This is a genomic window from Rhodovibrio sodomensis (genome assembly GCF_016583645.1).
Taxonomy (GTDB): domain Bacteria; phylum Pseudomonadota; class Alphaproteobacteria; order Kiloniellales; family Rhodovibrionaceae; genus Rhodovibrio; species Rhodovibrio sodomensis.
This window is the reverse complement of record NZ_NRRL01000003.1, coordinates 66,493-93,307: the sequence shown is the minus strand read 5'-3', so window position 1 is coordinate 93,307 and position 26,815 is coordinate 66,493. Positions and strand designations below refer to the sequence as shown.

Below are 26,815 nucleotides of genomic sequence, written 5' to 3'. Positions count from 1 at the left end.
ATTCCCCAACAGGCCGAAGGCGACTTCCGCATGTCCAACCTTCTGATCGGCTATGGCCCACTGTGCCATCACATCGCTGAAAAGCACGGCCAGGCCGTGCTTGGCGGCGCGCCCACGAGCGCTGCCGCCGGCGCGGATCGATGCGCCGCCGCGGACTGGGCGCTCGGCGAAGCCCGCGAGGGCCTCGAGTCCCTGCTCCGTGACCTGCGCCTGTTGTCAGGCGAGCTGACCCACGCCAGCCACCTCGTCGGCAGGCTGATCGAGGTACGCCGGTCGAACCCCCGCTATCGTAGCCTGTGGGCGTCCTTGACCGGCTCCGACGCCTCTGCGCGCGGTACATCCGACCTCCTGGACCAAGCCATGAGCGACTGTGGCGAGGCCTCCCTCATCGCAGTCACAGCGCTCAACAACCTAGCCCTGCTCCACACCCAGACGAAAACGCTGGCATCCCAGCAAACGTCTCTGGAGCGCGCGATCCTGGGGCTGGCAAGCGCCCTCACGTCCGAGACCTCCGATCCCCGGTCCGGCACCACCAAGCTGCAGCAGGCGCTGCGGCAGGCGCTGGATCTCTGGGCGAAGGTCGATCGCTTCCAGCAGCTGGCCGAGGTCGTTCAGGCCGAAACCAGGATCGTGCTGACAACAGTCCAGGACGAGATCCTGCCCGCCTGCGGCGCCAACTCCGCCCACCCGACGGCGCAGCTGGCGCTCGGCCGACACGCCATCCTGCGACCCTGGACCCGCATCGAGGTCGAGCCAATGGCTGACGCCCTGCGCGGGGTCCAGACCAGGCTCCGCGAAGCTCGTGAGCGCCCCGACAAGATCGCATCCTGGGGCAAGGCCATCGGGCCCGCCGTCGACGCGGTTACCGCCGCGGACCACCAGTTTCGCCTCGCTGTTCAAGGCGTCCTGGGGAATGCCGCTATCAGCCTGGACACACCCCTCCGCCCCCGGGTCGAGACCCGCGGACGGCAGGACGCCAGCATGACCGCGGGCCGCCGACATTTGTCGCGCCGGACCCGTCACCACGCACGCGCAAACGCCGGCGATGGCGGTGACACCGCTACACTCGCGACGGCCGCTGTCATTGGTGTGGCCGCGTCAGGCAGCGGCCTGTCTGCCAGCGACGGAGACGGTGGTGGCAGCAGCAGCGGCGGCGGCGACTAGCCCGGAAACGGGCACGACACAGGAGCGCCGAGGGGGCGTCGTGCTTAACGCACGCCCCTCGGCGCTCCTTTTCTCATGCCTGGAGATCAAGATGCAGTTCTTACGCGCGACCCACCACGCTCACGACGGCTCGTACAAGACCTTCAGTCGCGAGGCGGAGGCTATATGGAACGACACGGAGGCCGGCCTGGTCGGGCACATGATGCTCGATGGCTGGATGTCGTTCGACGCCATCGTCCAGGCCGTTCGGGCGTACGAGGCCGACAACCCGACCGACGGGCCCGTCCCGCTGGAGCCGGCCACGATGGAGCGGATGCTGATCGGTCTCGCCAACCTGATCGAATTCGGGATGGCGGCCGTGCGCGAAGACATCGGCTCCGGCATCGAGGTGGTTCACTTCATCCCGACCTCGGCCGACCGGCCTGGCACCGACGTGCACCCGGTCGCCGCCAGCGTTCAGAACGCGATCCTCGCCGCCCACCAGAAGGGCGGGAGCCTGAGTCTCGACAACATCGAGCGGACGCTGAACGCCGGCCGCCCGGATCACGCGCGCGTTGACGCCGTCGAGCTCCTGAACGCGCTCGCCACGCTGCACACCCACGGCTGGCTCATGTTCGCTGAACACGCTTCGGCCACGCCCCAGGCGGCCTGAGACGAAACCTAATCCCGCACGCACACCGGGTCCGGCGCTTTCCAGGCGCGCGCCGGCCCCGGCGCCTGCGCCGACACACGCAAGACCGAGAGATAAGCCATGCCCCATGAAGCCCTGATCGACGGCGAACCGGTTCCGCGCACCATCGAGCCGCGACGCGCCAGCGCCTGGCTGGTTCGCGCCGATGGCGCTCTGTCCGTCACGATCGGCAGCCTCGATCTTTCGGCCGACGTGGTCGCCGACCTCGCTGCGCACCAGACAAATGCCCGCGAGGTCTCAGTCCAGCCGATCAGCGCCGGCATGTTCACGCTGGACAGCGCGCCGGGCCAGTCCGAGTTCATGGTCTTCAACGACATCCGGGTGAACGAGCGCGGCAACTACGTGGCGGTCAGCTCTGACAAGCGCGATGTCTTCGACTCGGGTGCCGACGCGCCGACCCACGCCGGCGGCGCGATCCACAACAGCGGTCGTCCGATCGACGGCCCCGTGAGCGCCTGGCGCATCCAGTGGCCCGATGGCCGCGCCTGGCTGATGATCTATCCCACCGCTGAGATCGACAGCGAGACCGTCCGGTCGTTCCTGATCTCGCAGCACGACCAGCCCTTCGTGCTCGGCCGGATCGACACCGGCACCCTGCAGATCGACCCTGCCAGCCCAGCGCCCGCCGGCTACAAAGTCCTCCTTGCAGAGACCGAAGCCGCCGCCGGCGTGCCGGCCATGAACTGACCGGCACCGCCAGGGTCCTCAATCCACCCACAGCGCGAGAGATCGCATCCGATGACGCCGCTTTCCAAGCTGCTCTCCAACCTGGACGCCAAGCGCGCCCTGGGCTCAGCCAGCTTCTTCCTGATGCTGCTCGTCGCCTCGCACGCCCTCGCTTTTCTCCTCTCCGGCGGCATCGCTTCGATCGACGTCTCGACCGCGCGTGTCCTGGTCGCCCTGCTGATGTTGCTGCTGGTCTAGATCTCCCACGCGGTGGCGGCGCCCGTGATCCCGGACGGCCCGGCGCGCGAGGCTCAACTCGTACTGCGCGACCTGTTCCTCGGAACCTTCATCTTGATGATCGTGGGTCAAGGCCTCCTCGATCTGGTCGCTTGACCGCCCGGCCCTGTCATCAGGACCCTCGAGTCATGACACAGCGCCCTGCCCGCCACGCCAATATCCTGGTCATTCAGCGGATATGCAGGCAGCACCGCGGCGCCTTCGGCTTCGTCCAGCGCCCAGTGCTTGCCGATGCCGTCGACCGTCAGAATCCGGACAACCCAGAAGCAGACCACCGGCATCTCCTGATCGTCGAAACGGACCGCGCGGATGACGTGATCGGTTTCCTGCGTCTCTATCATCACCCCGACGGCGCGACCACGCTACACGAGATCGGCGTCGAGCGCGCCCACGTCGGCCAGGGCATCGGATCCGCGCTGATGCAGCGGGCGATCGCGGAGACCCGGTCGCATGGTCAGCAGGCCCTGCAGCTCTTCGTGCCGATCGAGCGTGAAACCAACGCCTGGTATCCGCGCTTCGGCTTCGTCCATAACGGTACGCGCGCCGGACGCGTCCGCGACCTCAATCGCTACCGGCTCGAGCTCGCCTAGAAGCCGAACTGAAGCTTCGGAAACCGCACCCGCCGGCGTACCGCGGCGAACGGCACCTCTGGCGGCGACAGCCGGTCCCCGATCTTGCCGCCCACGACCAGCGCCCGCCCGGTCATCGGCAAGCGCATGCCGTCGAGCTCGAAGAGATCCAACCGGAAAGGATCGTCCCCGGCCGCCGGATCGTAGAGCAGCCGGACCGGGAGTTCCGGCGGCACGATCTCGCCGACAGAGACACCCTCGATCACCGCCTTGACATTCGCCGCATGGTCGAGCTCGACGACCCCAACCGTCTCATGCTCCGGGTCGATCAGAAACGCCTGCACGGCGACCGCCTCCTCTCCTGTTTCCGCTCGAACGGTCGCCGTATGAAAGGCTCGCGACCGTACTTCGCACGCGATGTTCCGCGGGAGACGCCTATTTAGCGGCCCGCCACCACCCTGTCACCCCATCTTCCGCTAAACAGCCTTGGGTCATCCCGTAACGAGGAGGCGTTCATGGCCACCACGCCCTGCACCCAACAGCGCGGCTGCCTGGTCGCGATCGGAGGCGCCGAAGACAAGACCTCCGGCCTGGAGGTGCTCAGCCGTGTCGTCGACCTCGCCGATCGCCAGGCCCCCGTCGTCAGCGTGATCGCGAGCGCATCTCGGATCCCCGACGCGGTGCTGCCTGACTACGTCGCAGCCTTTACCCGGCTCGGAGCCGCCCAGGTCCACGCGCTCCGGGTCGCCGATCGCGCAGAGGCGATGTCTGCCGAAGCCGTCGCTGCCGTGATGGAAAGCCACATCATCTTCCTGACCGGGGGCGATCAGAGCCGGCTGGTGGCGATCCTCGGCGGGTCTGCCCTGATGCGGGCGATCCTCGCCCGGCACGACGAGGGCGCCGTCATCGCCGGCACCAGCGCCGGCGCGGCCGCCATGTCGACCGCCATGATCACGGGCGGCGGCTCGGCCGATGCGCTCTACCGGGATACCGTCAGCATGAGCAGCGGGCTCGGGCTGGTGCGGGAGCTGGTGATCGACACCCACTTCCTCGAGCGCGGACGGTTCACCCGGCTGATGTCGGTGACGGCCGCCAACCCCGGCATGCGCGGTATCGGCCTTGGCGAAGACGCAGCCCTGATCATGCGCGCCGATGGTCTCCTCGAAGCGATCGGTCCAGGTCATGCCGTCGTCGTCGACGGACGCGCCATCGATCACACCAATGCCGCGGAGGTCGAGTCCGGCGCGCCGATCGCCGTGGCGAACATCGTTCTTCACGCCTTCAGCGCCGGGTACGGCTACGACACCATATCCGGAACCGCACTCACGCCAGAGCGCCTGCGCTCGCGTATGGCCGCCCAGCGAACACCGGCGCTCGCCTGGGCCTAGCTGCCACGGGCGCCGCCAACAGCCGCTTGCCCGCCCCACGACCGCGAGACGCGAATCGAAAGCCGTGCAAGCAGCGCACCCGGGCGCGGTGCGTGTCTGGCGACACCGCGCCCGGGCGCGCCGCCCGGAAAACCCGTGAAAAAGGAGAAGACGCGCATGACCGGACTAGCCCGCCAGCTCGCGAGCGCCAACGGCGTCGCCGCGATCGCCTGCTACGCCGTCCTGGCCGTGGCGCTGATCTTCACGGCCGGGCCGGCCGCCGCGTTCGGCGTGATCCTCGCGATTCTGGTCGCCGACCTCACCTTCTGCACCCTGCGCCGCCCGCGCACCCGCACCATCGCCGACGACTGGGAGTAAGCACCATGCAGAACTTGCTGCTGAGTGCGGCTGCTTTGGCCCTGCTGACCGCCTGCGCCGACGATCGGCGCCCGGTGATCGATCCCCACGACCAGGTGCCCTTCCCAGGCTCCAACCCGGTGTCACATCCGAACTCGGCGGTCAGCGACTGGCCGCTCGCTCAGGGCGATATCGCCAAGCCGGTGGCACGGGTGACCTCCCCAGAGATCGACCCGCGCTGCGAGCTACTCGACGCTGGCAGCCTCAAGCCTGCATACCTCTGCGAGGTTGCTGGTAACACTTACGTCCTACAGTAGACCGGCGGCGCATTAAGCCACGGGAGGCCCAAGATGTCCGAGATGACCCAGCTGATCTTCTGGCTCTTCCCAACTGGCCTGCTCGTGGCGGTGATCGCCGAACTGCCCGACCTGCGCGCCGCCTGGTCCGGCCGGGACACGGGCTACGTCATCTCGACATTCTCGTACTGGCTCGGCCTCCTGTTCTCAATTGGCTTCGTCGTCCTCGCGCTGAAAGGCGACCTCCCGCCGATCAACGGCTGGGCCGCAGGGACCGCTGCCCTGATCATCAGCGCTTTCCTGGCTACCTGGCACCTGCGCCCGGCCGTTCGCGCTCGTCGCTGAACGCACGCACGCCAACCGACACCCACGCGACGCGGATCGACGCTGCATCCAACCTCAAGGAGTACAGCATGGCTGGCAACACCGAGATCCGTGTCACCTTCGCCTACCTCCAGGACAGCATGCCCGAGAACTCGGTCTGCGCGGTCCAGGACGTGTGGTTCTGCGACTACCTGGTCTGGCGGATGCGTGGGTGGGTTAAGCCGATGCCGGCCGCGATGGCGATGGGCGAGTTCGCGCCCGGCTTTCAGCTGACCGCCAAGGGCTGGAAGGCGACCGCTCGCCCAAGACACGCACCCTTCGTGGCGCCTACAGGCTCCTAGTCGGGCCCCACCCCATCCGCTCGGGCACCGATCCGCGACACTGGTCCTGGAGCATCAAAACGGGAGGCCGAAGATGGCCAGCTACCGCCTATTTCATCTCGACGGCGCCGCACTGAAGGAGTCCGACCGCGACGAGGACCTGTTCCAGGCGACCTTCGGCGACGGCAGCGATAGCCAGGTCGTCGAGCTCGCCGAGGCCGGCTTCTACCGGGAAGCTGCCCTGATCGAGGCCGCTGACAACGAGGATCTCGAACACACCCTCCGCCGGATCTGGGTCGCCACGCAGAACATCGAGGCGAGCTGGGCGGATGCGCCGCTTCCCGAGGTCGCCCCGAGCAAGCCACGTCAGCGCTCCACCTCCGTGGGTGACCTCGTGGTCTCTGCGGACGGGCGCCTGCACGTCTGCGCCCGGATCGGCTGGCGCGAGATCGGCGCAGCCCCCGCGGTCCTGCGGCACGCGGCCGCCTGAAGCGTTTCACCGCCTGCCAACCCGACCAAACGGCGGACGACGGCACCCCCCACAGCCGCCACCCAAGACCCAAGGATGGGCTCCATGACCGTGGACCTGCAGACCCAAAACCCCTTCCTCCTATTCATCGGCGTCCTGCTGGCCGTCGCCCTGTTCGCCCTGGTTTTTCACGCCGCGCTCGACGGGCTGCGGGACGTGGCGCGCACCCACAACCTCAAGCGCGCCGCCCGGCGCTCGGCGCGCAAGACGGTCGACTACCTGGCCGAGCCCGCTCATCCAAGCCGCGCGCGCAGCGACTGTCCGAACTGCGATACACCCACCAGCAAGATGATCCAGGGACCGCGCGCGCCCGGAGCCCAGAACCTCTGCTGCGCCGGCTGCGGCGCCGTCTACGAGGCCGATCTCAACACCACCCGTGTCAGCGCGGATCGGTGCATCGGTTATGCGCTGGTCGATGCTGATCGACGCGTCACGCCGCGGCGCACGCCGACCCGCACTCACCCCCGCTGGCACGACGCCCCGGCCGCCGGCTGAGCTCAATAGGACCCGACGCCGCATGTCCGCTGCCTGGCTGATCCTCGGCGACCCGCATGGCGACTTCTCCGGCCTGCGCGACGCGCTGACCGGCGCCCCCGCGCCCGGAGCGGTGATCGTGCTCGGCGACTGCGACCTGACCCGACCGCTAGAGACCGAGCTGGCCGACGCCGGATTGGATTCCGCGCGCTCGCCGGTCTGGTGGATCGCCGGCAACCACGAGGGCGATTCCGAGCACTGGTACGACAACCTGTTCGCCTCGGCGCTCGCCGACCGGAACCTGTCTGGGCGCGTGGTCGAAATCAACGCCCTTCGGGTCGCCGGACTCGGCGGGGTCTTTCGCGGCAAGATCTGGTCCGGCGGCGCCGAACGGCGGCACACCAGCCGGGACGCCTTTGTCCAGCAGGTGCCCAAGAGCCAGCGCTGGCGCGGCGGGCTGCCGCTGCGCCACCACGGCACCCTGTGGCCCGAAGACTACGACGCCCTCTGGGGCCAGGCCGCGGACGTACTGGTGGTCCACGAGGCGCCGTCGTGCTTTCCCACCGGCAAGCCGGCCCTGGACGCACTCGCGGGCGCGATGGGCGTGCGCGCCATCCTGCATGGCCATCATCACGCCCGCTATACGGCCTGCCTGCTCGACGGCACGCGCGTGCACAGCCTGGGCGAGGCCGAGGCACGCTGGCTCGACCCGCAGGGCGAGCTGTTCGCCTGACGCGTTCCTAGATCGCGCCTGATCAGCGCCCACGCGACTCCCCCGACTTTCCACCTGTGCTCGCGCACCGGCGTGATCAGCGCCCCCACTGCAGCTGGGGGACGCCGGTCACGCCGGCGGCTCCCCGTTCATGTCAATGAGCAGAGGGACAGTGCCATGCAGTACCAGGGTGATGGCCGGGAAGACGCGTTCGCTCAGGCCGAGACGCGGTTCGAGCGTTTGATGCGGATGCTCGAAACCAGGATGCCGGAGAAGCTGACCGAGAAATACGTCGCGCAGGTCGTCGAAAACGTCCGGACCGATCTGGCAGCGCTGACGACCGCACTCTGCCCGATGCTGCGCGACAGCCTGCTGCTGCAGGTCGAGTACGCTTGCCGGTCAAACGACGCGACGAGTAACGCAGTCGCGGGCGCGATCCACACCGCGCTGACCACCGGCCTTTCGTGCGACGGCCTGGTTCCGAGCGAGTACGCGGACTGGGAGGTACATGACGATCGCGCCGCCGGTGTCATCGACTCCTACGTGAAAGCCGGTCTGGTGGCCTGACGCACCGGATTTCGATGGGAGCGCGGTCGCCTGGGCGGCGCGCTCCCATCTCCCCGATACACCACGTGCCTTCCGGGGACGCGCGCCGGGGCACGCTCCCTCCAGCAAGGAGATTCGGATGACGACCACTCGATCCCGTCGCAGCTTCCTGAAGACGTCCCTGGGGGGCGCGGTCGCGGTCGCCGGCGGGGCGATCGCCGCCGGCCCGGCCCTCGCGCAGAAGGCGCCCAAGGCCAGCGTCGCCTATCAGGAGACCCCGAAAAACGGCCAGGACTGCGAAGGCTGCATGTTCTACGTCGCCGGCACCGAGGGTGAGCCGGGCGCCTGCCAGATCGTCCAGGGTGAGATCGCGCCCCAAGCCTGGTGCAACCTCTGGGGCGCCAAGTAGTCAGCCCAGTCCTGGACTGACAGGCCCTGAAAGACGAGCGGCGGCAGGCTGCGGCCTGCCGCCGTTTTTCGTGTCTTCAGGTCACCGGCCGCTGCCGGGCGCGCGCGGACGGATGTCCGCGCCCGGCAGCCGCCAGATCCCCCTCGAGGAATGAGGTGCAAGATGACCGCTTCGACCGCGACCGCCCGCAAGACGCTACGCCGCCACTACGGCAACAAGGTCGTACGCGACCTCGCCGGGCGCCCGCTGTGCCTGGTGAGCGCGAAACTGCGCGACGGCGAGGAATTCCTGCTCGACGCCGTCCGTCCCGGCGGGCGCCTGCGCCTCTTCCGCTTCGACAGCACGCCCCCGCGCGAGGTCGGCCCCGACGTGGTCGAGCGCGTCTTCGTCCCAGCGGAATTGCGTCAGACAGTCGCTAGCTTAAATCACCGCTTCTCGCCCACCCTGGACTGAGGTCGCCCATAATACCGCACCAGACCGCACTCGACCTCTTCAGCCTGCCGCCGAAGACCGTCTACGCCTTCGAGGCCGTGGCGCATGCCCGGTCTCAGATTCTCCGGGCGCGCAACACCGATCAGAGCAACCCCGCACGGGCCGTCGAGGAGAGTATCCGCGAAGGCCTGCTGGGCGAGACCATGCTGTCGCCGGACCCAGCCTACTCCGAGCATATCTACCGGCGCGGGCGCGAGCTTGCCGGCCCGCCGCCCCTCCCGACCAAGGGCGAGACCATGATGGTCGACCCGGACGAGAACGGCCTCGAACCGGAGACCGACGAGGATATCCAAGGTAGCGAATAGCGACTTCCGCCGCGCCCATGTCAACCCGATAGCAAGGACGCTCGCATGACCTACGAGTGCAACCGCAAGATCGCTGATTCGATCCTGGAACTCCCGCCGCTCCCCGCGCACATGAGCGACCATGGGGCGCCCACCGTCGTCAGTCGCCGTCTCGCCGAGGTCACCGGGCTCGTCACGCTCAAGCTGATCCTGCGCGCCGTGCCGCGGATCCGGACGATCCTGTTCGGCTGGGGCCGCTTGGTCCAGGAAAGCGCTCTGACCTCGGGCGCGTTACTCTGCGACGACGCCACCAAAGCGCTCGTCGTCGACCGTTCGCCGTCCGGTGCCCTCGTCGGGCTTGGCTTCTTCGACGCGAGCTCGCCGGGACGCGACGGCCTGCTGTTGCTGCTCCGGGCCAAGGGGCGCGTGCGGCCCGATGACCTCCGCGAGGAGCAGCTACGCACGATCGCGCTGCGCCGCATCCCGAGACCAGACCCGTGGATCACCAGCGCTGATCGCGAGGGTGCCCCACTGGCTTTTCCAGCCCGCCGGCTCGCTTCGATCATGAATAAGCCAAAGGACCGGCTGTTCAGCTTCACCGACGCGGACATGCTGTTCCAGGTCGACCTCCACGGCGTCGAGGCCGAGATCGCCGCGCGTCCGTTCCTGACCCCCAGCGACGCGCGCGAATGCGCCCTGTCCAGCGCGGTCCAGGAGTTCGCACAGGTCCAAATCTCCCCGCGCGACCTCGAGGAATTCGCAGATGCTCTCGCGTGGGCGCCGCGACAGACCGACCTCGTGCTCTCGCGCATGCAGGCCGCCTGACCGCCACGGCGACAGGCGTGAAATCCAGAACCAGAGGGCGGCGGCGGACCCGGGTCCGCCGCCGCTTTCGTGTGTGGCTGCCGGGTGTCGCCGGCCGTCTGTTCCGGGGGAACAGCCGGCGACACCCTGCCACCACCCCTCGGGAGATCCCATGTTCATCCTGGATGACGGTATCGAGGCGCCGTTCGACGGTCACTACGACATGCTCGCCACCTACTGGCTGATGGCCCGCGAGCGCGGTGACGAGCATATTTGCCGCGAGATCGACGCCGAGGTCCGCGCGACCTACACCCCACTGGGCTACGAGAGCTTTCTGACGGAGATCCGCGAGCGCCAGGTCGCCGGCGAAGGCGCGGCGCCTGCGCCTCCGTTTCCGCCTGAGAAGGACCCCGCAAATGGACATTCTCCGCTCTGACTGGATCCCGGCGCCGCGCACGATCCCGCGCGATCGCATGATCGCCGCCATCGGCGACGCGCACGGCATGGCCGACCACCTCGCGGCCCTTATCATGGCCGTCCGCGGTACCCTCGAGGACCACGGTGGCCCGGCCGCCCTGGTCCATCTCGGAGACTACATCGACCGCGGCCCGGACCCGCTGCGCTGCCTGGATCTCGCCGCCGCCGGCAGCGGCGTTCCGGACGTTGATGAGGTCGCGCTTCTCGGAAACCACGACAGCTGGCTGCTGGACCTAATCAACGGCAACCTCTACGACCCGGACGCCGGGCACTGGATGGCCAACGGTGGCCTCAAGACGCTCGCCGGCATCGGCGTCTCGCCGGCTATCCTTGCCGACGGTGTTCCGGCCCTCGCGGAGGAGGTGCGCGCAGCCCTCGGCGAGCAGCGCATCGGGTTCCTACAGTCCCTCCAGTTGAGCGAGCGGTTCGGCCCGTACCTCTTCGTTCACGCCGGCATCAATCCGGCGCGGCCGCTATCCCAGCAAACCCGCGACCACCTGCTTTGGATCCGCGAGCCGTTCCTGTCCCAGCCCTCCCTGCATGATCCCGACATCACGGTGGTGCACGGCCACACGCCGAAGACGGCGAGCGTGTCCGATCACCGCATCGGCGTCGACACCGGCTGCTTCAAGACCGGCGTGCTGAGCGCCGTGATCCTGAGCGGCGGCAGCCTGCGCTACATCTGCGCGGTCGGTGAAACCGCCAAGCGCGCCTGGTCGCGAGAGGCCCTGCCGGCCGCGTTCCAGGTCACGGCCTGATCTCCAGGGCCGGCTGCCGATGGCAGTCGGTCCGTTCCCTTCCGCCGCCAGATGGAGGTGTCATGTCTGAGCTCGACAGCCTGCTCGAGGTCATGCGGGAGCCCGGCGGCGGCCGGACGGCTGCAATCCTCGTCGACGAGACACTCGACGGCTTACCCCAGGCGCGCCTCGACGACGATCCGCGCTTCGAGCATCTCCGCCTGTTCCGCCTGCCGCTCACGCCCGCCCGCGAGACGGCGGAGGTGACCAAGTCGGCCGAGCGGCTCAGTCTGCTGAACCGCGGGTGCACGCCCCGACGTGACGGGAACACGCTCGCCCTCCTGGTGCCGCAGGGGTGCGCCCTCGCGCTCCCCGTCGCACTTGCCCGGGACCTTTGGTTCGAAGCGTCGATGAGCGAGTGCAGCCTGCTGCGCGCGACCGGCGATCACCTCCTGGTCGCACATCTCAGCTTCTCTCTGCTGCACCAAGCTGACGCGGCCCGCCAGCTGGCCAGCGACCTCGGCTGCACGGATGGACAGCTCGTGCACCCGGATGCGGCCGCAGCGTCGACCGACGCCGTCACCGGCCCGCGAATCACCGCCCGCGACGCGGCACGCTTCGGGTGGGCGTCCACGCCCTTCAGCGCGCGCTACGACGGCCGAGGCGCCTGGCGCGGCCTCGCCCACCCGATCCTCGCGGGCGACCATTTGTTCCTGCTGCGAGGCGACATCAGCTCGCCGCTCGCCGGCTGGACCCCCACCGACCTCGTCGCCGTCTCCTGATCGCGCCGAACCCAGGGAGTGATCGACCTTGATCAAGACACGAACAACGGGCGGGTGGCCGTGTGCCACCCGCCCGTTGTTCGTGTCTGGCCAAAGGCGCAGCTATTCGCCTGCCTGAGCCGCACCTGCACTGTGGTCGCGATCCGGGATTACCGCCACCGCAGCGATGAAGACCAGGTTCGCGCACCGGATCGCCCAATCAAGGCCAGCCGGCCCGGGCACGGCCCGGCGTGTACGCGCAGGTGCGCGCCTGCGGACTGTCTGTTCTGTCGAACAGCCCGCAGGCGCGACCCCGACGAAAATGAGAGACGGAAGGGACGGATCGATGCGCACGATTTCCGACGAGGACTTCTCCAGCTTCTCCGACCTGTTCAAGGACGTGCATGGCTTCCGGCCGCGCGGGCTGACGCCGACCGACCCGGAAGAGTTCGATCGGCAGTACGTCGACCTGCTCGTCCAGCTGCAGCGCCAGCTGGACGAGCAGGAAGCCGAGGCCCGCGCGGCCGGCTTTGCCAGCCATCGCGTATACCATGACCATCAGATGCAGCAGCTCGAGCTCCTGATGGACATCGACCTCCTCGAGGAGGACGCCCCCTACTGCCGCGTCCCGGAGGATCCGGCCGCGCGTGCCGAGATGCTCGCCCCCAAGGTCGCCCCGACCTCGACCTGCGAGCACGGCCGATGCGCCGAGGAGCGTTGGTACGCCGGCACGCTCTGAGCGCCGGCGGCTCGCCACCCATCCGTCTTCGTTTTCGAGGAGACCCGCGATGCGCAAGCACATCGCCCCGGCCGTGGCGCTCCTCGCCTTGGCCGCGCTCACGCTCGCCAGCCTGCACACCTGGGCCAGCGCGCCCCAGCGCTGGATTTTGGTGGACGCTGGCAACGGGATGATCGGCGAGTACGCCAGCCAGCCCGGCTGCTGGAACGGCGGCGTCCGACATTTCGGCAGCGCGGCTGGGTTCGCGTGCCGTCGCAAATAGCCCACCTGTCAGCCCTGACACCTCCAATCGTAGGACTTTCCTCGCGAGGGGATTGTATTCGGTACCGGTTTTTCGGTAAGTCACCATATCGGGAATATCACACGGACGCGCTTGAACGCGCACACGCCAGGAGAGAAAATGGCCCTCGTTCGCATCCTGTGTGCCCTGGCGCTTGTCGTCGGCATGTTCTATTTCGCCGGCACATACTCCTTCAAGGGGCTCAGCTTTATCCCCATTGCGCTGTTTCTCTATCTCATCGGCATTCAGATCTACCGTGCTGTACGGGGCCCTCAGAGATAAGCAGATGGTTCTGGCGGAAGGACAAGAGACCAGCGCGCCAAGGCGACGCGCGAAACACCACCTTCCGGATGTGAGCGGTGAAAGCCCGCGGGACGCGCGCCATCCCCGGTGGGTCGCCCGATGGGGCGCACGACCCACCGGCGCTGGCTCCGCCAGCCCACTGAGAAGGATCAGGCTGATGCAGCGAGTGATGGTGGTTCCCGATCAGGGCAGGCCGTTCGAGGCGACCGACCTGCGTAGCGCCGCTCTGATCGCGGTTCAGGACTCAGCCGTCCTCCAAACCCGCGTGGTTGTCTATCACGCAGGCCAGCCATGGTGCAGTTGGGTCAACGGCGCCATAGAGTGCCCCGACCTCACCCACCTTGAGGCCGAGCCCGCCCTGGCCTGATCACGCCGGCAGCCGCCGCCCCGAATTCAAGGCGCACATCGCGCACGATCCGACCCTGTGTTCAGGCTTGAACAGGCCGGTCGGCCCGATCGGGGCCTTCGGTTTCCTAACACAGCGCCCTGTGGCCCGGCGTCCGTGCGCCGGTGCCTCAGCTGGCAAGCGCAGGTGGGTGTGGCCAGTCCCGAGAACCCGCGGGAGCGGGAGCGAGGAAGGCCTGCGCGCAGGACGCTGTGGATGCACCTGGACCCTGGCACCCGGGAACACACGGACCCGGAGTTGAGCCGGGAACCGCGGACGGGACTTCCCCGGCCCCGAGATGGCTCCGTTCTGCCGCCTGTCACCGGCGTCACCGGCCAGGCGGGCGGAGCCACGAAAAAGATCCGCGGGCCTCGGTCCTCGTGCATCCCTCTTCGGTACTCAAGCCCCGCCGGACGGTCGCCCGGCGCTCCGACAGCACAGAAGCCAGCCGACCGGGAGGTCGGTACGCACGGAAGGCGGCTGCGCGCCGCGCACCGTGCGGGCCTGTGTCCGATGACGAACAGGCCCGCAGGAGCGCGGGCACCACCCCACGGAATTGGGAAAGGATCCCAGCATGACCGATCAGACCCGCGACAAGCGCTACAACCTCACTGGCGTCATCGCCGGCCTCAAGACCGGCACCACCACCGACGGCAAGCCCTGGGCTCGCTTCAAGCTGCAGCGCAATGGCAAGAAGCAGGTCTCCTGCGCCGCCTTCGAGGACAAGGCCGCCGCGCTCACCGACGCCTTCTCCGAGGGCGCTACCGTGAAGCTTTTCGGCTTCTATCGGTCGGTGACCTTCAATGCGCCGGACACCGGCCGCGACGTCACCTACCGCGAGTTCGCGGTGATGTGGTCGGGCGTTCCGGGCCGCCGCGAGGACGCGGACCAGGCCGAGAACGGCACCGACACGGCCGCGCAGGCGACGCCGGCCGCGGCCGAGCCGGCCCCGGCCGATGCGACCACGGCCAGCGGCGAGACCGACGTCGAGATCAGCGCGATCGAGGAGCGCCGCCAGGAGCTGGACGGCTCCATGACCAAGGCGAAGCTGATGGTCTACGCCGAGGAGAACTTCTCCTACGAGCTGAACAGCAAGCTCAACAAGCCCGAGATGATCGACCTGATCATCAAGCTGGAGACGGGCCAGACGATCGAAGCGGCCTAATCGCGACCGCTCGATCCTGAAGACGCGGGGGCGGCCGCTGCCGCCTCCGCCCTCCTCACACCCACGACGACCGCAGCAGGTCCGGCCGGCCGGCGCCGCAGGAGCGACGCCGGAACGGGGCAGGACGGCCTGCCGACCCCCGCCGGGCTGTCTGTTCTATCGAACAGCCCGCCGGGGGACGGCGGACGACCCACTGAGAGAAGGGAACACGCGCTGATGAGCACCCAGACCACGAACGCCGCGACGACCAGCAACGCCCAGGGCCAGGGCAACGGCAAGTCCGTCTACTACAAGCGCTACAACCTGCAGGGCGTGATCGCCGAGCTGGTTGTCCGCCAGACCGCCGACAACCGCGACGTCGCGAACTTCGTGCTGAAGCGCGAGGGCAAGAAGGACTCCAAGTGCGTCGCCTTCGCCGAGAAGGCCGAGGCCCTGCTGTCCAGCTACAACGAGGGCGACAGCGTCCGCTTGTTTGGCTTCTTCAAGCCGGAGAGCTTCACCCCCGAGGGTGAGAGCAAGCCGGTCACCTTCCAGAAGTACCACGTTCTGTGGTCCGGCGCGCCGAAGACACAGGCCGACGCCGAGCAGGCCGACAAGCAGGACGAGAAGGCCGCGTAAGCCTCTCCGATGCCGATCCCCGGAGCGCGCCAACACGCTCCGGGCACCTCCCCGCCAGAAATTTCCCGATCGAGCCGCAGGAGCGGCCGGACGGCGCAGCAAGAACCGGCCGCGCCTCGTTGGGGCTGTTTGCTGTGTGCACAGCCCCACCGAAGCGGGCCCAACCCAAGAAAAGAGAGAGACAGCATGAGCGACAACCAGAACACCCAGGCCGCCGGCTCCAACAGCAAGTACTACAAGCGCTATAACCTGCAGGGCGTGATCGCCAACCTGGTGGTCAGCCAGACCAACGCCGGCGAGGACTTCGCGCGCTTCACGATCACCCGCGAGGGCAAGAAGCCGACGAAGTGCAAGGCGTTCGGCCCGAAGGCCGAGCAGCTGCTGAGCCAGTTCAACGAGGGCGACACCGTGCGCCTGTTCGGCTTCTACAAGCCGGAGAGCTTCACCCCCGAGGGTGAGAGCAAGGCGATCAACTTCCAGACCTACAACGTCCTGTGGTCCGGCGAGCCGAAGGTCGCCGAGGCCGCCTCGCAGGAAGAGCAGGGCGAGAAGGTCGAGGCCTAACACGGCCCGACGGCCAGGCGGGGACGCTCACGCGTTCCCGCCGCGGCCGGCCGGCGGGACCCCTATCCACCCGCGCGGCCATTCAAATCCGTCCCACATAGTGGCCCCGACAGCCACACCATAGCGGATCCGGACGGTATCCGACGCAGCTGACGGCCGCCAAGGCCACGCCAAGACCTGGCGCGACAATCGTGCCAAGCCCGACCGAAAAACCGGGCGCATCGACCGAATAGGGCGCAGCTCATCGCATGGCCGGCACCACACGCCGCACGCCAGGCGATCGGGCTGCGCCCTTTTTCGATTCCTCCCGTCATCCCGCCGCGGCGCCGCGGCGCGGACCTCCGGATGCCCCGTCTGGACGGGGGACATCCGGATCTCCGCGTCCCCAGCTTCAAAACACAAGGGCAGGAGCAGGCAATGGTTCAGGACCACGACACCCGCACCACCGTGGGCGTCACTCATCCGCTGTTGACGCTGATGGATGGATGGCTGCGCGGCCTCCTTCCCACAGATCAGCAGATCCGTGATGCCGTCCATGACCTATGGGCCAGCGATCGCGCCCGAGCACGAAGCGTGCGTGACGCCTATATTCGGCGCTTCGGTTTCACCGTCCCGCTGCCGCGGGCGGTTCGCAGTATCGCTGATCTCGGGCCGATCGTCGAAGTCGGCGCTGGCACCGGCCACCTCTCCAAGCTGATCTCTCACGAAGGCAGCCTCGCCTTCGCCACCGATGGCGGAGACGGTCGCCAATACAGCCTGAACATCGGCGCCTGGGAGCAGGTCCACCCGATGGACGCCGCATTCGCCGCGGCAAGCCTGCCGGAGCGAACCGTGCTGCTGTCCTGGCCGCATGGCAGCGAGTGGCCAGTGCGCCTTCTGAGCGCAATGTCGTCCGGCCAGACCCTCGTGCATAGCGGCGAGGGAGAGGGCGGCTGCTGCGCCGGGCCACTCTTCTTCAAGACGCTCCACCGAGATTTTGAACCGGTCACCGCCCTGCCCTCACTCAGCTTTCCCGGAATCCACGACAGCTTCAGCGTCTGGCAGAAGCGATAGCCCAGAGAGCCAGCCCCGGCGCGCCCGTCGCGCCGGGGCCACCCAAACTTCTCGACCTGGAAAGGTCCAGCCATGCCGCTCTACCGTATCGAACGCCGTCGCCCCGTGACCGTCTTCGAGACCCACTTCGTCAACGCCGATACGCCCGAACAGGCCCAAGCCTACGTCGACGCAGGCCGTGCCCGCGCTCCGAGCGAGGCCCAGGAAGTCGCGTCCCCCTACGCACCCAGCAAGTGCGACGGCCCGGCCGACGTCGAGGATCTGATGGGACTGGGTCACATCATCCATAACGCCCGGACGGGCGAGACCCAGAGCACCTGACCCACACCTTCTGTCCCTGTCCGGAGCCCATCCAATGCGTGACGCCCTCGGCGACCGGATGAAGAGCTACGAAGCCCGTGAGACCGATCGCCGTTTCCTGCCCGGCGTGCCGGTCGTTTCGCGGATCGACGGGCGCGCCTTCTCGCGCTTCACCAAGCCCATGCAGCGTCCCTACGACCCCGACTTCATGGCGGTGATGCACGAGGTGACGCGCGCGCTCGTCCAGGAAAGCCACGCGCTGATCGGCTACACCCAGAGCGACGAGATCTCGCTCGTCTATCTCGCCGACCAGCCGGACGCGCAGATCTTCTTCGACGCCAAGCCGCAGAAGATGTGCTCGGTGCTCGCCGCCTACGCCACCGCGCAGTTCCTGCCCCGCGCGCTCGCGCGCTGGCCGGAGCGCGCCGCCAGCATGGCGCCGCACTTCGACGCGCGGGTCTTTCAGGTGCCGAGCCGCGAGGAAGCAGCCAACTGCCTGCTGTGGCGTGAACTAGACGCGACCAAGAACGCCATCTCGATGGCGGCCCGCGCCCACTTCTCGCATAAGCGCCTGCACGGCAAGAGCGGCGCGGAGATGCAGGAGATGCTCTGGCAGGAAGCCGGTATCAACTTCAACGACTACGAGCCGGCGTTCAAACGCGGCACCTTCTTCCAGCGGCGCAAACGGCTCCGCCACCTCTCCGAGGAGGAGATGGCGCACATCCCCGAACCGCATCGCCCGACCGGGCCGGTCGAGCGCACCGAGATCGCGCGGCTCGAGATGCCGCGCTTCTCCCAGGTCGCGAACCGCGCCGCCGTCATCTTCGACGGCGCTGAGCCCGAGGTGCGCAGCGCCCCGGACTGATCCGCCAGGCCCCGCATCCTTCACGGATGCGATGCGGGGCCCGGCGCCCCTCGTTAACTGAAGGGACGTAGCTCAGTGGTAGAGCAGCGGTCTCCAAAACCGCGCGCCGGGGGTTCGATTCCCTCCGTCCCTGCCAATCCCGACCCACGAGAGGTCTTTGCCATGCGCACTCTGTCAGTGATCTTGCCCGCGGCCGCACTCGCGCTCGCCCTTCTCGCCGGCGCGTCCAGCGCCTGGAGCGACGAGCGCGATCGCGGTGTCGCCCACCTCGGCAATCAGGGGGATATCTTCCTCGTCTACATGCCCCAGATCGAGACGTGCATGATCATCTACGACGGCTTCAAGGCCGGCGGCGCGACCGAGGTTGACTGCACATACGACTTCCGGGCGCTCGCCAAGACCGTGCGCGTCCCCGAACCTTCGGAGTGATAACCATGCCCGTGCTGCTGCGCATCGCCTTCATCCTGACGGCCGTGATGGTGGCCCTCATTATCGTCGGGGGTGCCGGGCTGCTGCTTGACCTGGCACCTTTTGAACAGATGGTGTGGGTCTTTATGGCCGCGCTCGCGATCGCCACGCTTGATTTCATCGTGATCGTCCTCGGTGTCGCTGCCGCCCTGCCCAGAAGGCCCTGATCCGGGGCACGGAACCGGATCATAAGGCCCGGAACGCCGGACGGACTGTCCTTCGGACGAACAGTCCGCCCGGCGCACCCGGCGCCGACGACGAAAAAGGGAGACGCCGATGTTCGAGTTCGAGAACCTACTGAGCGAGACCGCGAAGCAGCAACTCGTCAACGAAGAATCCGAGATCCGGGTGCTCTTCGCGCTGCCGGATCATCTCCTCGCGGTCGAGCTCCTGCGCATGGCGCGCGTCTGCCGCCAGCGCTACCCCGAGCGCCTCTCGAACCCGCACGAGTGCGTCTACGAGCCCTCGTTCGTCTGGCAGTTCATCCCCGAACTCGCCAAGCGACTCGGCGCCACTGACCTCCAGCCCGACGAGGCGACCCGCTATGCGGACGCCACCGACGCCGAGCTACGCTTCCTCGCCGGCGTCTACCTGCGTAACATCAACGACTACAACCTCGGCACCCGGCACGAGATCGAGACCGCCGAGCCCGACATCGGCGAGCTGCTCGCCCGCGATCCAGGACGCGGCAACCCGGTTGCCTTCGCGATCGACCGGATCTGCCCGCCCGCGCAGCGCGACCGCAGCCGGGATGACTACCTGGTCGACCGCAGCCAGGGCGACGCCGAGACCTGGTACCCCGAAGCGTCCTGAGGCCGTCAAAGCCGCCTGAAGGCGGCAACAAGGGAAAACCGGGCCACAACCCCCGGCCGCCTCTCTCTGCTTTTGCAGAGGCGGCCGGGGCCAAGCGGCCCCACGCTGAAGTGCGCCAGACCGAGCGGGGCGTCACCAAATTCCGCAGCGACCAAACCCTAGCTGAACGGGGCGAGGACGTCGGCTCCCAAATCAAGGAATGTTCAGCGGCGCGACGGTGAGGGCCGCGTAATCCGTCCGCCAGGATCGCCTACAAGCCATCAAAGGCGGCCCCTCTCCCCCGATCCTCTCGCAAAAGGACCATGCACATGACCGCCGAGCAAATCCGTCAGGGCGTCTGGATGATCGTGATTGCTGTCGGGCTCTTCCTGGTCCTGGGATATCTCCTCGGCACGGATTTCGGGGCGGCGCCAAGCCACAAGACGTGGCTCGTCTGGATGATTGCCTTCATGGGCTTCGCCTTTCCAGGCGTCTTCCTGGCTCACGAGCACGAGGAGCTCCAGCGCCGCCAAAACCGACGATAGCGTCGATAGCAGGGGAAGCAACGCGGGGCGCCAGCAGGCGCCCCGCTGTTTTTATCGCTGGAAACCGGCGGAAGCCGCTACCGGTGCCGCCGCTCTCGTCGCGGCCGGTTCTTACGAACCGCGACGAGACCACCGGCTTCCGCTCAGGAGGGAGATCGACATGGATCAGAACGACCGCGTCCGCGTCCGCCAGGCCAACCTCGCGCCGCGTGAGCTGGCCCTCTCGATCTCCGAGCAGGCCGAGACCCAACTGAAGGGCCGCATCCTCGAAAATGCTGCGGAGACCGCCAAGCACCTCGGCTGCGAGCTCGCCGATGTCACCTACATGGTCGTTCCCAACCCGACCTTCGTGGAGGACGGCCGCGTCCTTGGCGGGATGATCGTGGACCTCGAGTTTAGCGTGAACGGCGAAGACGTCGGCGGTGAGTCCGTCGATGGACAGTTCAGCGGCACGCTCGCCGCCGACGGCACGCTCACGCTGACCAGCGTCGTCGCGTACACCCACGGCCTGCACTGACGCCAGCGCGGCACCACCTCTCGACTCTGGCACCAGGGGACACCATGACGAACCGTACACCCCGCTACGGCTACGCTCGCATCCTCGGCCTACTCGAACAGCACGCCGATTACCGCCTGGTCCCGTCCGAGAACAGCGCCGGCATGCTGCTGCTCGACGCCGATGGCCGCATTGTGGCGCAGCCTCGCGACCAGCGCGTAGGCGAATGCCTCGATCGCAGCCCGGATCTGGTGAGCCGTCTCGAGCGGGTGGCGCCCGACCATCACGGCGTCTGGCACGCGGCGCGCCATCGCCGGCACCCTATATCCGCCCTCGCCCAAACCTGACGCCTGGCCGGCCCGGCTGCGCCGAACCCGCGAGTCCAGGCAGCGGGCAAACGTACAAGATCGCCACTGATCGTGTCGCGGTCGGTTCTGACGAACCGCGAAACGATCACCGGCTTGAGCCAAGAGGAGGCACCGATGGCGAAGAAGAAGTCGAAGGCGAAGGCGAAGGCCGTCCTCGAGGTCGAGTCGCCGGTCGTCCGCAACCACGCGGCCTCCAGCCTGGCCGACGCGCGCTTCCGCAAGCAGGTAGTCGCCGACAAGAAGAAGTACCGGCCTGCGAACCGCAAGGCCGACAAGGCGAAGCTGAAGCAGCTCGCCGCGGCGGCCTAGGCGCCTCCACCTGCACCTCCGTCCTGGGAGACCCCGATGGCCACTGTCGCCTCGACCCCGCCCTTCACGCGCTCGGAGATCGCCAACCTGAAGATCACCGCCGCAGTGTTCCTGGCGCCCCGTCTCCGCGCACTCGCGGAGACGACGAAGTCCTACCCGGCCGACACGACCTTCGAGGCCTGGCAGAGCGAGCTGAACCAGATGGCCCGGGCACTCGAGCTCGTTATTTCCCACCCCGAGACGCCCGACGAGGTCGCCGAGCACAACGCCGGCCTCGAGCTCCTCGGCCGCCGCTTCCAGCACCTCTGGTCCTGAGTGGCAACCAGACATGAACGTTATTCGGCTCGGGCTGCTCGCGCTCACGTGGATCGCCGGCACCGCCCAAGTCCTGGTCTTGGCCAGCGGTTCTGGCCCGGTCCTGAAGGCACTAACCCTCCTGACCGTCCTGATGGGCGCATTCCTGGGTCTCTTCGCGGCCTACCGCCGCGTCAGCACGGAATCGCGCGCCTGACACCCTGACCACCATCTGCGCGAGGATCCGCCATGACACAAATGCCCGCCACTGGGCCCGGTTTCGCCATCGAACGCCATGAGGTCGTGTTCAATCGCGCCGACGGCAACATGCTTTGCTACCGTGGCGCACCTGTTGGCCTCCTCCTCGACGCTAGCTGCGGCTTCGTCTCGGACGGTAAGGTCGAGGACCTGCAGAACAAGCGGCTCCTTATGATCGCCGGCGCCCGCCAGCTGGCGCCGAAGAACGCCGATCGGATGGCCCGCGATCTGGTGATTCTCGAAGTCGAGCCGACACAAGAAAGCGTGGACCGCGCCAACAAGGCCCTCCACAACCAGCATGCTGCAAAGGCACTGGCGGAAGCCCTACGCGAAGGGCGCTCGCTCGAAGTCGAGGCCGCGCCCGCCTGCTAGGCTGCTACCGCTCGGCATCATCGACCTACCCCCAAGGTGTTCATCGCTACGGGGACGTTGGATCTCACTTACGCAACGCGGGCCTGCAGGCACCCACTCGGCTTTCCCCGGCCCCAGCAAGGAACCCGAGCGTGTTTCTCCTCTACCAGACCCCCATCACGCGCCTGAAGAAGGCCCGCGACCTCTACGGTCGGCGCGCCTACGAGGCGCTTCGCAGCTGCTTCCTCGCGTCGGTCCATGCCGAACTCGTTGATGGGACGAAGGTGAAGGTTGAGCAGATTTGTCCGGAGGGCCAACTGCTCTACGCCTGCCAGACCGGCGGCGAGATGAAGCCGCTTTCGCCCGATACACTTCAGCGCATTTCCTACTAGCCAGCGATCCGGCCTCGTACATCCTCTTGCCACCGGAGCGGCCCACGCCGCTCCGGTTTTTCTCTTACTTGCGCGCTGCTGAAACCGAATATCCATGGCTTTCGTCGATAACGACTTCGGTCGCCGCCGACACCGCCTCGTGTGAGTGGTCGGGTCGACCACACGAGGCGGCGCCGCCGCCGACCCTTCACCGCCTGGAGGTACTGATGTCGAAGATCACGGTGTGCCAATTGATCCACGCGCTGAGCGGTGTGGCTGACCCCAACGAGGCCGTTACCCGTCTCGATATCGGCCCCCACGGCCGCATCCGACTGAACGGCCGGGACATCATGGCGGCTGACGAAGCGGGCGACCTGGAAGATCCGCTTGGCCGCGACACGCTGGCGGTCGATCTCTCCGATGGGATCGAACTCTGGACCGACGGCGCGTGCTCCGGCAACCCCGGCCCGGGCGGCTGGGCTTACTGCCTGGTCAAGGACGGCCAGAAGGTCGGTGAGGATGCCGGCTACGCACCCGAGACGACGAACAACCGCATGGAGATGCAGGGCGTCATCGCCGGCCTCGATCGCCTGCACGCCGGCGCGACCGTCACCGTGCGCACCGACAGCCAGCTGATCGTCGACACCATTCAGAAGGGGTGGAAGCGCAAGAAGAACTGCGATCTCTGGACGCAGCTCGACGCGGCGATCGCCCGACACGACCAGGTGACCTTCGAACACGTTCGAGGTCACAAGGGCGTGCACTGGAACGAGCACGTCGACCAGCTCGCCGTCGCTCAGTACCAGCAGCGCCAATAAGGAGGCGCCATGCCCTCGCTCGGTATGAAGATCCGTCAGGTCAAGAAGACCGGCTTTGGCTGTCCGACGGAATGGCGCGGGCTCGCGGTCGTAAGCGGCCGCGAGCCGATCCCTTTCAAGGCACGCTACCGTGGCTGGTCCCTGTCGATAGGCATCGACGGGGCCACCCTCCAAGCCGACAGCGAGCGGCTCACCGCGCGCTCGGATGGCATCGCCAGCTGGGATGAAGTCGCGGACGCCGCCATGCAGGCTCTCGAAGACCACCTCCTGGCGCACACCGATTGAACGCCTTCCCCGCCGAGCGGGGCGGATACCTCCGACTCTCCGATCAGTCTATCGACACCACGGCCGACGACCCGTGCTGTCGTCACGGCCCCACCCACGACACCTGTTCCGCAGGGGCGACGGTCTCCAGCCCCCCAGGTGCGGACCGCTCCAAGGAGGCGGCACGCGATGATCACCTACACCTCCGGCGATCTTCTGCAATCCGACGCTCAGGTGCTCGTCAATCCCGTCAACTGCGTCGGCGTCATGGGGAAGGGGTTGGCGAAGGCGTTCGCCGAGCACTTCCCTGGCATCCTGGCCCCCTACAAGCGCGCCTGCGCCGAAGGGCGCCTGCGGCCGGGCCAGGTTCAGTTTCTGACCCTGCCTGACGGCCGCGCGATCGCAAACCTTCCGACCAAGGACCACTGGCGCAACCCCTCGCGTATCGACTGGGTCGCCTCAGGCCTCGCCGCGCTCCGCTCGAAGATGGCTGCGCGCGGCCTGACCACGGTTGCCGTGCCGCCGCTCGGTGCCGGCTTGGGCGGTCTGCCCTGGCCCGACGTTGCTTCCGCGATCGAGGCCGAGTTCTCCGCCGACCCCGCAATCACCGCCCTGGTCTTCCAACCCCGCTGACACCGCCAGGACCCGTCCTGGTACCCGGCTTCCAACCAGTCGATCTGGCGACGCGGTTGCCCGCGGCGGAAAGCGCACAGCCAGTGGGCCGCCTTGCCTTCCTGATCGGAAGGCGGCCCACCGGCTGCTCGATAGACAAGAGGAGATCAGGCGCATGTCGACCCAAATGCAGATCCTTGCCATCGGTCCGCACACCCCGGCGCTCGCTGAGCATTACGAGTACCCCGCCGACCACTACGCACACATCGCGCCCGGCAAGCAGATCGCCACCACGATCGGCGAGGAGATCGTCACCCTGCAATCGGCGACGGAGATCGCCGACCTGCTCGGCGCTGACCTCGGCGACCCGGGCACCTGGATCATCTCGTCCGACGCGGAACTTCCCGATGAGAACCCGACGGTTCTGCCGGACCGCGCCTACAACGCGCTTCGCGCGCCCTACACGTCGATGCGCGACGCCGGGTTCCGCTTCCTCCTGCTCGTCGATCGCTGATCCGGGCCAGCACGCCCCCGACCTCGCCAGCACAAACCGCGTGCGACGACACGCTGCCGCCTCGTTCTTGCGAAGGCGGCAGCGCGCCGCCGACCCGGCTTCAAAAAGGAATGTTCCCGATGAAGAGGTTATTCGCTCTTCTCGCGCTGGTCACGCTGATCGCCTCTCCGGCAAGCGCCGAGGGCCTCGATCGCCTGCTCAGCAAGCAAAACATCGGCACTGTCCTGGGCGCGCTGGGCGGCGGCGCCGCCGGCGCTCAGATCGGCAAGGGCAACGGTAAGCTGGTCGCGACCGGCGCTGGTGCCGTCATCGGCGCCCTGATCGGCAACCAGGTCGGCCTCTCGCTCGATCGCGTCGACGAGATGCACGCCCAGCGTTCGACGCAGCACGCGCTGGAGCGCAACCGCGCGGGTCACGCCACGATGTGGCGGAACCCCGACAGCGGCGCACAGGGCTCCGTGCGCCCGGTGCGTACCTATCAGCGCGCCAGCGGTCAGTACTGCCGCGAGTTCCAGCACACCGTCCAGATCGACGGCAAGGTTGCCCAGGCCTACGGCACGGCCTGCCGTCAGCCGGACGGCCGCTGGCGCATCCAGCAGCAGTAGCAGCCGACGCCTAGGCCGGGGTCCCGCAATGGGTGAACCCCGGAGCCTCTCCAGGACACACGACCACGGAGCTGCCGAATGATCCGGTTCCTTGCCGCCCTTTGCCTAACCCTTGCGGTGATCGCCGCGCCGGCTCTGGCCTCCGAGCGGCACGGCTTCGCACCGCCGCTCGCCCACGCGTTCATCTCCGATATCCAGAAGAAGCTCGCCGAACGCGGGTTCTACAACGGCGAGATCACCGGCGACATGGACTCCGCGACCCGGAAGGCCATCGTCGCCTACCAGCGGGCCGCTGATCTCGCAGTCGATGGTCGCGCTGACCCGGAGCTGTCGAATCACCTCAACTTCGGCCTCGTCATCACCGCGACGACCGTCAGCCCCGACCCGGCCGCGTCCGCTCCGGCCGCCCCCGAGGAAAACGCGGCAAAGCCGGCGCCGCGCCCCGATCCCTTCCTGCGCACCGCGCAGAAGAAGCTCCGCGAGCTGGATCTCTATACCGGCGAGATCGACGGCCTGAACGGCCCGCAAACCCGCGCCGCCATCCGCGCTTTCGGCGCGTTGACCAGCATGGGTCCGCTAACCGACCTGACGCCCGAGGTCTATGAGGCGATCATGGCGTACCAGCAGCCGTCTTCCACGCCGGCCGGCGATCCCTCGGCCAACTCGGAGACTGCGGATGAGACGCCCGCTCCAGAGAGCGCGCCCGCGGGTGACAGTAAAGCCGATGCGCCGGTTCAGCCTGAGGCGCCGGACGCGGCGCCAACATCGGATCGGCTGGAGCCTGGCCAGATCGTCTAACGCCCCGATCGTTTCAGACTACAGCCGGCGCACCCGAGGACGGGTGCGCCGGTTTCTTCGTGCCCAATCGCTTCATCCCAACGCTCTCGATGAGCGGGACGCCGGAGCGCCCCTTTGCCCTACGGAGAGCGAGAGCGACGACCTCGGCGCCGGCGAGCCAGGCCCCGTGCCGGGCCGCCTCATTCTGGCGAAGGCGGCCCGGCACGGGGCGCCGGACTGAGATGAAGGGAAAGGGAAGAAAGATGGACGATCTGCTGTTACTCGCCGCCCTCGACGACACGATGATGAGCAACGTCCCGGACGATCTCCTGGACATCCCGCAGGGCATCCTCGACAGCGCGGCGGAAGAGCATCGCAACGCGCCGCGTAACGCTTTCTTCGGCCTTTTCGAGGCAGTCTGAACC

General features: G+C 67.8%; 50 protein-coding genes and 1 tRNA gene. 50 read left to right on the top strand and 1 reads right to left on the bottom strand.

Annotated features, from left to right (window positions below; all coding sequences use genetic code 11):
* The first annotated feature begins 30 nt into the window (after positions 1-30).
* The 5 genes from CKO28_RS03020 to CKO28_RS03000 all read left to right on the top strand — a co-directional run bounded on the left by CKO28_RS03020 (position 31) and on the right by CKO28_RS03000 (position 3,408).
* Positions 31-1,164, top strand: a complete 1,134-nt coding sequence (locus CKO28_RS03020; RefSeq protein WP_200339057.1) for a hypothetical protein — start codon at positions 31-33, stop codon at positions 1,162-1,164.
* 91 nt (positions 1,165-1,255) lie between these two features.
* The gene (locus CKO28_RS03015; RefSeq protein WP_200339056.1) at positions 1,256-1,816 is read left to right on the top strand and encodes a hypothetical protein; all 561 of its coding nucleotides are present in this window, start codon (positions 1,256-1,258) and stop codon (positions 1,814-1,816) included.
* A 99-nt stretch (positions 1,817-1,915) separates the two neighbouring features.
* On the top strand, positions 1,916-2,542 hold the full coding sequence (locus CKO28_RS03010) for a hypothetical protein (RefSeq protein WP_200339055.1): 627 nt from the start codon (positions 1,916-1,918) through the stop codon (positions 2,540-2,542).
* Positions 2,543-2,593: 51 nt separating this feature from the next.
* Positions 2,594-2,779 (top strand): hypothetical protein, encoded by a 186-nt coding sequence (locus CKO28_RS03005; protein WP_200339054.1) that lies wholly within the window; start codon positions 2,594-2,596, stop codon positions 2,777-2,779.
* A 131-nt stretch (positions 2,780-2,910) separates the two neighbouring features.
* On the top strand, positions 2,911-3,408 hold the full coding sequence (locus CKO28_RS03000) for a GNAT family N-acetyltransferase (protein WP_200339053.1): 498 nt from the start codon (positions 2,911-2,913) through the stop codon (positions 3,406-3,408).
* Here the strand turns inward: CKO28_RS03000 and CKO28_RS02995 are convergent.
* The gene (locus CKO28_RS02995) at positions 3,405-3,731 is read right to left on the bottom strand and encodes a hypothetical protein (protein ID WP_200339052.1); all 327 of its coding nucleotides are present in this window, start codon (positions 3,729-3,731) and stop codon (positions 3,405-3,407) included. The two genes, CKO28_RS03000 and CKO28_RS02995, sit on opposite strands and share 4 nt — an antisense overlap.
* Positions 3,732-3,902: 171 nt before the next feature.
* Here CKO28_RS02995 and CKO28_RS02990 point away from each other — a divergent pair, with 171 nt between their 5' ends.
* The 45 genes from CKO28_RS02990 (at position 3,903) to CKO28_RS02770 (ending at position 26,812) form a co-directional block, all read left to right on the top strand.
* Complete coding sequence (locus tag CKO28_RS02990) at positions 3,903-4,775, top strand: cyanophycinase (RefSeq protein WP_200339051.1); 873 nt, start codon at positions 3,903-3,905, stop codon at positions 4,773-4,775.
* Positions 4,776-4,931: 156 nt separating this feature from the next.
* Positions 4,932-5,132: a hypothetical protein gene (locus CKO28_RS02985; RefSeq protein WP_200339050.1), complete on the top strand. Its 201-nt coding sequence runs from the start codon at positions 4,932-4,934 to the stop codon at positions 5,130-5,132.
* A gap of 5 nt (positions 5,133-5,137) precedes the next feature.
* Positions 5,138-5,428, top strand: coding sequence for a hypothetical protein (locus CKO28_RS02980; protein ID WP_200339049.1), 291 nt, complete (start codon positions 5,138-5,140; stop codon positions 5,426-5,428).
* A 33-nt stretch (positions 5,429-5,461) separates the two neighbouring features.
* Complete coding sequence (locus CKO28_RS02975) at positions 5,462-5,752, top strand: hypothetical protein (RefSeq protein WP_200339048.1); 291 nt, start codon at positions 5,462-5,464, stop codon at positions 5,750-5,752.
* A gap of 68 nt (positions 5,753-5,820) precedes the next feature.
* Positions 5,821-6,072: a hypothetical protein gene (locus CKO28_RS02970; RefSeq protein ID WP_200339047.1), complete on the top strand. Its 252-nt coding sequence runs from the start codon at positions 5,821-5,823 to the stop codon at positions 6,070-6,072.
* A gap of 73 nt (positions 6,073-6,145) precedes the next feature.
* On the top strand, positions 6,146-6,541 hold the full coding sequence (locus CKO28_RS02965) for a hypothetical protein (RefSeq protein ID WP_200339046.1): 396 nt from the start codon (positions 6,146-6,148) through the stop codon (positions 6,539-6,541).
* Between the two features lie 84 nt (positions 6,542-6,625).
* On the top strand, positions 6,626-7,075 hold the full coding sequence (locus CKO28_RS02960; protein ID WP_200339045.1) for a hypothetical protein: 450 nt from the start codon (positions 6,626-6,628) through the stop codon (positions 7,073-7,075).
* 22 nt (positions 7,076-7,097) lie between these two features.
* Positions 7,098-7,787: a metallophosphoesterase family protein gene (locus CKO28_RS02955; protein ID WP_200339044.1), complete on the top strand. Its 690-nt coding sequence runs from the start codon at positions 7,098-7,100 to the stop codon at positions 7,785-7,787.
* A gap of 156 nt (positions 7,788-7,943) precedes the next feature.
* Positions 7,944-8,333, top strand: coding sequence for a hypothetical protein (locus CKO28_RS02950; protein ID WP_200339043.1), 390 nt, complete (start codon positions 7,944-7,946; stop codon positions 8,331-8,333).
* Between the two features lie 118 nt (positions 8,334-8,451).
* Positions 8,452-8,721 carry a high-potential iron-sulfur protein gene (locus CKO28_RS02945; RefSeq protein ID WP_200339135.1) on the top strand — a complete coding sequence of 90 codons (270 nt, stop codon included), beginning with the start codon at positions 8,452-8,454 and terminating at the stop codon, positions 8,719-8,721.
* 162 nt (positions 8,722-8,883) lie between these two features.
* A complete protein-coding gene (locus CKO28_RS02940; RefSeq protein ID WP_200339042.1) occupies positions 8,884-9,174 on the top strand; it encodes a hypothetical protein in 291 nt (96 codons plus the stop codon).
* A gap of 77 nt (positions 9,175-9,251) precedes the next feature.
* Positions 9,252-9,518 (top strand): hypothetical protein, encoded by a 267-nt coding sequence (locus CKO28_RS02935; RefSeq protein WP_200339041.1) that lies wholly within the window; start codon positions 9,252-9,254, stop codon positions 9,516-9,518.
* Positions 9,519-9,563: 45 nt separating this feature from the next.
* Positions 9,564-10,322 (top strand): hypothetical protein, encoded by a 759-nt coding sequence (locus CKO28_RS02930; RefSeq protein ID WP_200339040.1) that lies wholly within the window; start codon positions 9,564-9,566, stop codon positions 10,320-10,322.
* Positions 10,323-10,473: 151 nt separating this feature from the next.
* Complete coding sequence (locus tag CKO28_RS02925; RefSeq protein WP_200339039.1) at positions 10,474-10,737, top strand: hypothetical protein; 264 nt, start codon at positions 10,474-10,476, stop codon at positions 10,735-10,737.
* Entirely contained in the window at positions 10,718-11,536 is an 819-nt protein-coding gene (locus tag CKO28_RS02920; protein ID WP_200339038.1) for a metallophosphoesterase, read from the top strand. Before CKO28_RS02925 ends, CKO28_RS02920 begins: the two co-directional genes overlap by 20 nt.
* Before the next feature lie 62 nt (positions 11,537-11,598).
* Positions 11,599-12,297 carry a hypothetical protein gene (locus CKO28_RS02915; protein WP_200339037.1) on the top strand — a complete coding sequence of 233 codons (699 nt, stop codon included), beginning with the start codon at positions 11,599-11,601 and terminating at the stop codon, positions 12,295-12,297.
* Between the two features lie 325 nt (positions 12,298-12,622).
* Complete coding sequence (locus CKO28_RS02910; protein WP_200339036.1) at positions 12,623-13,015, top strand: hypothetical protein; 393 nt, start codon at positions 12,623-12,625, stop codon at positions 13,013-13,015.
* Positions 13,016-13,064: 49 nt separating this feature from the next.
* Positions 13,065-13,277, top strand: coding sequence for a hypothetical protein (locus CKO28_RS02905; protein WP_200339035.1), 213 nt, complete (start codon positions 13,065-13,067; stop codon positions 13,275-13,277).
* A gap of 138 nt (positions 13,278-13,415) precedes the next feature.
* Complete coding sequence (locus CKO28_RS02900; protein ID WP_200339034.1) at positions 13,416-13,577, top strand: hypothetical protein; 162 nt, start codon at positions 13,416-13,418, stop codon at positions 13,575-13,577.
* 178 nt (positions 13,578-13,755) lie between these two features.
* Positions 13,756-13,965 (top strand): hypothetical protein, encoded by a 210-nt coding sequence (locus CKO28_RS02895; RefSeq protein ID WP_200339033.1) that lies wholly within the window; start codon positions 13,756-13,758, stop codon positions 13,963-13,965.
* A gap of 592 nt (positions 13,966-14,557) precedes the next feature.
* Complete coding sequence (locus CKO28_RS02890; RefSeq protein WP_200339032.1) at positions 14,558-15,148, top strand: hypothetical protein; 591 nt, start codon at positions 14,558-14,560, stop codon at positions 15,146-15,148.
* A 216-nt stretch (positions 15,149-15,364) separates the two neighbouring features.
* Positions 15,365-15,766 carry a single stranded DNA-binding domain-containing protein gene (locus CKO28_RS02885; RefSeq protein WP_200339031.1) on the top strand — a complete coding sequence of 134 codons (402 nt, stop codon included), beginning with the start codon at positions 15,365-15,367 and terminating at the stop codon, positions 15,764-15,766.
* A 186-nt stretch (positions 15,767-15,952) separates the two neighbouring features.
* Positions 15,953-16,330 (top strand): hypothetical protein, encoded by a 378-nt coding sequence (locus CKO28_RS02880; protein ID WP_200339030.1) that lies wholly within the window; start codon positions 15,953-15,955, stop codon positions 16,328-16,330.
* 417 nt (positions 16,331-16,747) lie between these two features.
* The gene (locus tag CKO28_RS02875; RefSeq protein ID WP_200339029.1) at positions 16,748-17,383 is read left to right on the top strand and encodes a hypothetical protein; all 636 of its coding nucleotides are present in this window, start codon (positions 16,748-16,750) and stop codon (positions 17,381-17,383) included.
* A gap of 72 nt (positions 17,384-17,455) precedes the next feature.
* Positions 17,456-17,704, top strand: a complete 249-nt coding sequence (locus CKO28_RS02870; RefSeq protein ID WP_200339028.1) for a hypothetical protein — start codon at positions 17,456-17,458, stop codon at positions 17,702-17,704.
* Between the two features lie 34 nt (positions 17,705-17,738).
* A complete protein-coding gene (locus tag CKO28_RS02865; RefSeq protein ID WP_200339027.1) occupies positions 17,739-18,548 on the top strand; it encodes a tRNA(His) guanylyltransferase Thg1 family protein in 810 nt (269 codons plus the stop codon).
* Between the two features lie 61 nt (positions 18,549-18,609).
* Positions 18,610-18,684 (top strand) — tRNA-Trp (locus CKO28_RS02860).
* Between the two features lie 26 nt (positions 18,685-18,710).
* Positions 18,711-18,977 (top strand): hypothetical protein, encoded by a 267-nt coding sequence (locus tag CKO28_RS02855; protein WP_200339026.1) that lies wholly within the window; start codon positions 18,711-18,713, stop codon positions 18,975-18,977.
* A 5-nt stretch (positions 18,978-18,982) separates the two neighbouring features.
* Positions 18,983-19,183, top strand: coding sequence for a hypothetical protein (locus CKO28_RS02850; RefSeq protein ID WP_200339025.1), 201 nt, complete (start codon positions 18,983-18,985; stop codon positions 19,181-19,183).
* A 109-nt stretch (positions 19,184-19,292) separates the two neighbouring features.
* Positions 19,293-19,829 (top strand): hypothetical protein, encoded by a 537-nt coding sequence (locus CKO28_RS02845; protein ID WP_200339024.1) that lies wholly within the window; start codon positions 19,293-19,295, stop codon positions 19,827-19,829.
* 308 nt (positions 19,830-20,137) lie between these two features.
* Complete coding sequence (locus CKO28_RS02840; RefSeq protein WP_200339023.1) at positions 20,138-20,353, top strand: hypothetical protein; 216 nt, start codon at positions 20,138-20,140, stop codon at positions 20,351-20,353.
* A gap of 160 nt (positions 20,354-20,513) precedes the next feature.
* The gene (locus tag CKO28_RS02835; RefSeq protein ID WP_200339022.1) at positions 20,514-20,870 is read left to right on the top strand and encodes a hypothetical protein; all 357 of its coding nucleotides are present in this window, start codon (positions 20,514-20,516) and stop codon (positions 20,868-20,870) included.
* 44 nt (positions 20,871-20,914) lie between these two features.
* Entirely contained in the window at positions 20,915-21,196 is a 282-nt protein-coding gene (locus tag CKO28_RS28035; RefSeq protein WP_207168728.1) for a hypothetical protein, read from the top strand.
* Positions 21,197-21,331: 135 nt separating this feature from the next.
* Positions 21,332-21,526 (top strand): hypothetical protein, encoded by a 195-nt coding sequence (locus CKO28_RS02825; protein WP_200339020.1) that lies wholly within the window; start codon positions 21,332-21,334, stop codon positions 21,524-21,526.
* 36 nt (positions 21,527-21,562) lie between these two features.
* Positions 21,563-21,841, top strand: coding sequence for a hypothetical protein (locus CKO28_RS02820; RefSeq protein WP_200339019.1), 279 nt, complete (start codon positions 21,563-21,565; stop codon positions 21,839-21,841).
* A gap of 13 nt (positions 21,842-21,854) precedes the next feature.
* Positions 21,855-22,037, top strand: a complete 183-nt coding sequence (locus tag CKO28_RS02815; RefSeq protein ID WP_200339018.1) for a hypothetical protein — start codon at positions 21,855-21,857, stop codon at positions 22,035-22,037.
* Between the two features lie 32 nt (positions 22,038-22,069).
* Complete coding sequence (locus CKO28_RS02810; RefSeq protein ID WP_200339017.1) at positions 22,070-22,450, top strand: hypothetical protein; 381 nt, start codon at positions 22,070-22,072, stop codon at positions 22,448-22,450.
* Between the two features lie 131 nt (positions 22,451-22,581).
* Positions 22,582-22,821 carry a hypothetical protein gene (locus CKO28_RS02805; protein ID WP_200339016.1) on the top strand — a complete coding sequence of 80 codons (240 nt, stop codon included), beginning with the start codon at positions 22,582-22,584 and terminating at the stop codon, positions 22,819-22,821.
* Between the two features lie 206 nt (positions 22,822-23,027).
* Positions 23,028-23,618 carry a ribonuclease H family protein gene (locus tag CKO28_RS02800; protein ID WP_242480312.1) on the top strand — a complete coding sequence of 197 codons (591 nt, stop codon included), beginning with the start codon at positions 23,028-23,030 and terminating at the stop codon, positions 23,616-23,618.
* A gap of 9 nt (positions 23,619-23,627) precedes the next feature.
* Complete coding sequence (locus CKO28_RS02795) at positions 23,628-23,903, top strand: hypothetical protein (protein WP_200339015.1); 276 nt, start codon at positions 23,628-23,630, stop codon at positions 23,901-23,903.
* A 168-nt stretch (positions 23,904-24,071) separates the two neighbouring features.
* Entirely contained in the window at positions 24,072-24,515 is a 444-nt protein-coding gene (locus tag CKO28_RS02790) for a macro domain-containing protein (protein WP_200339014.1), read from the top strand.
* 154 nt (positions 24,516-24,669) lie between these two features.
* On the top strand, positions 24,670-25,008 hold the full coding sequence (locus CKO28_RS02785; RefSeq protein ID WP_200339013.1) for a hypothetical protein: 339 nt from the start codon (positions 24,670-24,672) through the stop codon (positions 25,006-25,008).
* A gap of 119 nt (positions 25,009-25,127) precedes the next feature.
* The gene (locus tag CKO28_RS02780) at positions 25,128-25,613 is read left to right on the top strand and encodes an RT0821/Lpp0805 family surface protein (RefSeq protein WP_200339012.1); all 486 of its coding nucleotides are present in this window, start codon (positions 25,128-25,130) and stop codon (positions 25,611-25,613) included.
* A gap of 78 nt (positions 25,614-25,691) precedes the next feature.
* Positions 25,692-26,411: a peptidoglycan-binding domain-containing protein gene (locus CKO28_RS02775; protein WP_200339011.1), complete on the top strand. Its 720-nt coding sequence runs from the start codon at positions 25,692-25,694 to the stop codon at positions 26,409-26,411.
* A 242-nt stretch (positions 26,412-26,653) separates the two neighbouring features.
* A complete protein-coding gene (locus CKO28_RS02770; protein WP_200339010.1) occupies positions 26,654-26,812 on the top strand; it encodes a hypothetical protein in 159 nt (52 codons plus the stop codon).
* Positions 26,813-26,815: the final 3 nt, after the last annotated feature.